The sequence below is a fragment of the Pseudomonas sp. ICMP 10191 genome (genome assembly GCF_001467335.1).
Classification (GTDB): Bacteria; Pseudomonadota; Gammaproteobacteria; order Pseudomonadales; family Pseudomonadaceae; genus Aquipseudomonas; species Aquipseudomonas cerasi.
Window position 1 is genome coordinate 1 of the sequence record NZ_LKGW01000151.1, and the last position, 4,726, is coordinate 4,726.

General features: G+C 58.1%; 8 protein-coding genes. All 8 read left to right on the forward strand.

The window, feature by feature from the left end; all coding sequences use genetic code 11:
* Positions 1 to 181, forward strand: a 181-nt coding sequence (locus tag AO388_RS29265) for a hypothetical protein (RefSeq protein ID WP_236713941.1), incomplete at its 5' end; no start/stop codon positions are given.
* On the forward strand, positions 174 to 1,427 hold the full coding sequence (locus AO388_RS22960; protein ID WP_058417213.1) for a phage portal protein: 1,254 nt from the start codon (positions 174 to 176) through the stop codon (positions 1,425 to 1,427). The genes AO388_RS29265 and AO388_RS22960, both read left to right, overlap by 8 nt.
* A 3-nt stretch (positions 1,428 to 1,430) precedes the next feature.
* Positions 1,431 to 2,294, forward strand: coding sequence for a head maturation protease, ClpP-related (locus AO388_RS22965; protein WP_003370668.1), 864 nt, complete (start codon positions 1,431 to 1,433; stop codon positions 2,292 to 2,294).
* A complete protein-coding gene (locus AO388_RS22970) occupies positions 2,291 to 3,484 on the forward strand; it encodes a phage major capsid protein (protein ID WP_058417214.1) in 1,194 nt (397 codons plus the stop codon). The genes AO388_RS22965 and AO388_RS22970 overlap by 4 nt, the downstream gene beginning before the upstream one ends.
* Positions 3,485 to 3,534: 50 nt before the next feature.
* On the forward strand, positions 3,535 to 3,741 hold the full coding sequence (locus tag AO388_RS29430) for a hypothetical protein (protein ID WP_058417215.1): 207 nt from the start codon (positions 3,535 to 3,537) through the stop codon (positions 3,739 to 3,741).
* Positions 3,738 to 4,070: a head-tail connector protein gene (locus AO388_RS22980; RefSeq protein ID WP_058417216.1), complete on the forward strand. Its 333-nt coding sequence runs from the start codon at positions 3,738 to 3,740 to the stop codon at positions 4,068 to 4,070. Before AO388_RS29430 ends, AO388_RS22980 begins: the two co-directional genes overlap by 4 nt.
* The gene (locus AO388_RS22985; RefSeq protein ID WP_058417217.1) at positions 4,067 to 4,405 is read left to right on the forward strand and encodes a phage head closure protein; all 339 of its coding nucleotides are present in this window, start codon (positions 4,067 to 4,069) and stop codon (positions 4,403 to 4,405) included. The genes AO388_RS22980 and AO388_RS22985 overlap by 4 nt, the downstream gene beginning before the upstream one ends.
* On the forward strand, positions 4,398 to 4,726 hold a 329-nt coding region (locus AO388_RS22990; protein ID WP_058417218.1), incomplete at its 3' end, for an HK97-gp10 family putative phage morphogenesis protein. The genes AO388_RS22985 and AO388_RS22990, both read left to right, overlap by 8 nt.

The window sequence follows — 4,726 nt, forward strand, 5'->3', positions numbered from 1 at the left end:
GGGACCCAATATTCGAATGAACACAGCATCAATCATTTACCTGCTGACTGCAGTGCTGGGCTTTGCCCTTGCGGTGGCAGGCGTTTACGTACTGCTTGGCGTGGGTTGGGCGCTTCTTGCCGCTGCTTCGTCGTGCTTCGTCGCGGCAGCATTCATTCGAAGGGGACTGACCGGTGGCTAAGTCTTTCAAATCCGTCTTGAGCGGTGCAATCAACGCGCCTCGGTCATCAATAATCGATTGGGTGGGCAGGTCGCTCTCCGGCAGCGCTTCCGGAATTTGGGCGCAAACCGTGGGCAGCACATCCGCCAAACGCCTCATCTCCGAAACGATCGCAACGCTGCCGCTCGGCCTATACCGGCGCATGCCTGATGGCGGTCGTGAGGTGGCCGGTGACAATGACCTGCATTGGATTCTTAACACCAACCCGAACAGCCGCATGACTGCTGTGCAGTTTTGGGAGGCCGTAGTGGCTTCGATGCTGCTTCGGGGTAACGCTTTTGTCGAGATCATCCGTATAAGCGGCCGGATAGTAGCGCTTGAATTCCTGTTGCCCAACCGCATGGATTTGGATGTCGCGGACAACGGCGAGATTCTTTACCGATACCGGGAAAAAAACGGGCAGCTCCGCGATATTGCTGGCAGCAACATGATGCATATCCCTGCGTTCTCTCTGGATGGGCAAATCGGGCTCTCACCCATCGCCTACGGCGCAGACGTATTCGGCGCGGCAATGTCGGCCGAGGATGTTGCGAGCTCCACGTTCAAAAACGGTATGCACCAAACCGTGGCCTTTGAGGTTGATGCAACGCTGAACAAGCAGCAGCGCGACGATTTTCGCGACTATGTCCAACGCATCAGCGGGGCGATGAATGCCGGTAAATCACCGGTTTTGGAAAAGGGTGTTTCCGCCAAGGTGATTGGTATCAATCCAGTGGACGCTCAGCTGTTGGAATCTCGAGAGTACAGCGCCGAAGAGATCTGTCGCTTTTACATGGTGGACCCGACGCTGGTCGGTTACAGCGATAAGGCATCGAATTGGGGGACCGGCCTTGAGCAGAAGTTGCTTCGATTCCTGACCTTCACGCTGCGCAGCTACATGCGCCGCATCGAGGAAGGGATCAGTCGCAGTTTGCTGGCGCCTGCACAGCGCCGTCAGATTTACCCCGAGTTTTCCATTGAAGGCTTGATGCGTGCTGATAGCGCCGCACGGGCAACGCTGTATTCGGGGATGGTGCAAAACGGCATCTACACCCGCGACGAATGCCGCATGAAAGAGAACCTGCCCAAGATGGGCGGCAATGCCGGTGTACTAACTGTGCAAACCAACCTTTCGCCGATCGACAAACTGGGTCAGGGCGATGACGGGCAAGCCGCAAGGGCAGCTCTACAGAACTGGCTGGATCAGCCGGCAAACTCGAAGGAATAAATCATGCAACCAAAATCCAAGGCTGGCAGTTTTAACTGCGAGCTGAGCCCGCGCGCGCTCGACAGATGGAATCCCGCCATCAAGGCGGCCGTGGAGTCCACCAGCGATACCATCACCATCTACGGCGTTATTGGCCAGGACTGGTACGGGGAAGGCGTTACCGTCTCGCGTATCGACGCGGCCCTTCGCTCAATCGGCGACAAGCCAGCCACCGTGTACATCAATTCGCCAGGTGGCGACATGTTCGAGGGCCTGGCCATCTACAACCGGCTGCGCGAGCACAGCCAGCCGATCACAACCAAGGTCCTGGGCCTGGCCGCATCGGCTGCTTCGGTGATTTACATGGCCGGCGCAAAGCGGGAAGTGGCCAGCAGCGGGTTTCTCATGATCCACAACTGCTGGACGCTTGCAGTCGGCAACCGCCATGACTTGCGCGATGTAGCGAACACGATGGAAGAGTTCGACGCTGCGATGGCCGACCTTTACGCGGAAGGCAGCGGCCAGGCCGTTGCTGACATTGCCGAGATGATGGATGACGAGACGTTCATACGCGGCCGACGAGCAGTTGAGCTCGGCTTTGCAACGGCCGTTCTCTCTTCTGATGAAATCACCGAGCGTGAAGACGAGCAGGCCCAGCAGAGTAACGCGCTGAAAGCCATGGACATTGCTCTGGCAAAGGCCGGAATGGCCCGAAGCGAACGCCGCGAACTCTTCGCCAATTTCAAGTCCAGCACGCCGCGCGCTGCTGGCGGGGGTACGCAATACGCTGCCTCGTCCGATAAGCCACGCGCTGTCGCGCCAGACCTCACCGCCTCCCTGAGCGCGGCATCCGACATCCTCAAATCTTTCCAAGGACCATCGCAATGAGCGACTTCGAAAAGCAATACACCGAGCTGAATGCCAGCCTTAAGACCATTGGCGACCAGATCAAATCCCAGGCGGAGACCAGCAACAAGGAAATCGCCCGTCACGGTGAGATGAACGCCGAGACTCGTGCCAAGGTTGACGAGTTGCTGATGAAACAGGGCGAACTGCAGGCTCGCGTTCTGGAAGCTGAGCAAAAGCTTGTCAATGCCAACCGTGACACTCAGCGCATCGAGAGCCCGAAGTCCGCTGGCGAGTTGATTGTTACCAGCGAACACATGGAAGGCGTCAATTCGTCTTTCCGTGGCTCCCGTCGCGTTTCCGTACCCCGCGCCGCTATCACCACCACATCCGCCGGTGGCTTGGCGGCCACGGAGCGCCTGGACACTGTCGCGCTGCCGGGCATGCGTCGGGCCACCATTCGAGATTTGATTGCACCCGGCGAGACTGAGGCGGGCTCCCTTGAGTATGTCCGCGAAACAGGCTTCACAAACAATGCCGCGACCGTACCGGAGGGCTCCGCAAAACCGTATTCCGAAATCGAAACCACCTTGATCACGGCGTCGGTTCGTACCATCGCCCATCTGTTCAAAGCCTCGCGTCAGATTCTGGATGACGCAAAGGCTTTGCAGAGCTACATCGACGCGCGCGCTCGTTATGGGTTGCTGCTCGCTGAAGAGGCTCAGTTGCTGTACGGCAGCGGAGCAGGTGCAAATCTGCAAGGGCTCGTTCCAGTTGCAAACCAATACGCGTCTCCAGCTGGCTGGACCGTAACCGGCGAACAGCGCATCGACCGGATTCGCCTGGCCCTTCTTCAATCCGAGCTGGCAGAGTTCCCTTCGGATGGCATCGTGCTCAACCCAACTGACTGGGCGCTGATCGAGTTGATCAAAGACAGCCAGGGCCGCTATCTGATCGGTCAGCCGCAGGAAGGCACTGCGGCTCGTCTGTGGAATCGCCCGGTAGTCGCGACCCAAGCCATGAAGCCAAACGACTTCCTGGTGGGAGCCTTCAAACTTGGTGCGCAGATCTTCGACCGGATGGAAGTTGAAGTTTTGATTTCTACCGAGAACGACAAGGACTTCGAAAACAACATGGTCACGCTTCGCGCCGAAGAGCGTCTGGCGTTTTCCATCTACCGTACCGAAGCCTTCGTCACTGGCAAGCTCACGGCTGCCGCCGCTGCGGCCTAAGCTGCCCAACCCCTAAAGTGGCCGGCACCGTCGGCCCACCGAGGTGAGACATGTCAGATGTATTGATCAAGCCGCTGCGGGCTTACGAGGACCGCGGCATCATCCGTGATACCGACAACGAGCCTTATGCCGCGCCTGTATGGCTGGCCAAGGAGCTGGAGCAACTCAAGCTTTGCAAGATCGTAGGCGAGGCTGAAGCGGCTCTGGATTTGGCAAAGCCCGAGGCAGATCCGAAAAAAAAGGTCGAAAAAAAATGACCGTGGCCGCTGCTGATCTGCTCCCAATAGAGCTGATTCGCAAGCAATTGCGTGTGGACTATGATGACGAAGACGACCTCATAGCCCTATATGCCGAATCGGCTTTGGCGTGGGCTCTCTGGTATTGTGACAACCCAGACCTCGCAGATGTGAGCGATTTTCCCGCCAGCTTCAAGGCGGCATTACTTTTGTTGATCGGCCACTCCTTTGCAAATCGGGAGGCGGTTGTGATCGGAACAATAACTGCCGAATTGCCAATGGGCGTTGAACCACTGCTTTGGTCTTGTCGGAGCTGGTCGGGTCCCCCTGACCATGTGGTGCTCTCATGAGAGCTGGACGACTTCGACATCGCATTACGTTTCAGGCGCTGGGCCGCATGCAGGACCCTAAAACCGGTGAGGAGCTGGAGAGCTGGCAAACGGTGTGGGACAAAGTCCCCGCAGCGGTCGAGCCGCTGAGCGCCAGGGACTTTATTGCTGCCCAAGCCAGCCAGTCAGAGGCCACCGCGCGGATAGTGATCCGATACCGAGCCGGCGTCCTGCCGACGATGCGGATCCTTTACCGAGGGGATGTCTACGACATCAAAGGCCCGGCGCTGCCCGATCCCGATTCAGGTCTGGACTATCTCACCATCTTGGTGGCCGAGGGGGTCAACGATGGCTGACTCAGTGGATTTCCAGCTGGAGGGGATTGACTCTCTCGTTGGAAAACTCGAATCGATCACTCAGGACATGAAGCGTAAGGGCGGGCGGTCGGCGCTACGTAAGGCTGCCCAGCTGGTGGCCAACAAGATGAAAGAAGGCGCGCAGCGGATAGACGACCCTGAAACAGGCCGATCTATCGCGGACAACGTCGCTCTTCGCTGGAACGGGAAATTGTTCAAGTCGAGCGGGGACCTCGGTTTCCGGGTTGGTGTTCTGCAAGGCGCTGTCCTCAAGAAGGGCGGCGACAAATCTGCGAACGCTGCGACGCCTCATTGGCGCCT

Bases quoted from the DNA above. Each gene is read 5' to 3' on its own strand.
- AO388_RS22985 (WP_058417217.1), top strand. From the start codon at position 4,067: ATGAGAGCTGGACGACTTCGACATCGCATTACGTTTCAGGCGCTGGGC.
- AO388_RS22970 (WP_058417214.1), top strand. From the start codon at position 2,291: ATGAGCGACTTCGAAAAGCAATACACCGAGCTGAATGCCAGCCTTAAG.
- AO388_RS22965 (WP_003370668.1), top strand. From the start codon at position 1,431: ATGCAACCAAAATCCAAGGCTGGCAGTTTTAACTGCGAGCTGAGCCCG.
- AO388_RS29430 (WP_058417215.1), top strand. From the start codon at position 3,535: ATGTCAGATGTATTGATCAAGCCGCTGCGGGCTTACGAGGACCGCGGC.
- AO388_RS22980 (WP_058417216.1), top strand. From the start codon at position 3,738: ATGACCGTGGCCGCTGCTGATCTGCTCCCAATAGAGCTGATTCGCAAG.